Raw genomic sequence first — 274 nt, forward strand, 5'->3', positions numbered from 1 at the left:
TCATGCGGGCGTACCCGCTTCAGACCCACGAGATGTTGTTCGACGCGCACTTCCATGCCTTCCGCGTGCTGGGCGGCATCCCGGGACGTGGCATCTACGACAACATGAAGACCGCCGTGGATCGGGTGGGCTCTGGCAAGGCTCGGCAGGTGAATGGGCGCTTCGCCGCTATGGCAAGCCACTATCTGTTCGACACAACTTTCTGCAATCCCGCATCGGGCTGGGAGAAGGGTCAGGTCGAGAAGAACGTCCAGGATGCGCGTCGTCGGCTATG

Annotated in this window: 1 pseudogene; it reads left to right on the top strand. The window is 61.7% G+C overall.

From position 1 onward, the window contains the following. Positions 1–274: pseudogene (locus CVH10_RS20340) on the top strand (DDE-type integrase/transposase/recombinase); the annotation flags it as partial.

This window comes from Halomonas sp. ND22Bw (assembly GCF_003011945.1).
Classification (GTDB): Bacteria; Pseudomonadota; Gammaproteobacteria; order Pseudomonadales; family Halomonadaceae; genus Halomonas; species Halomonas halophila.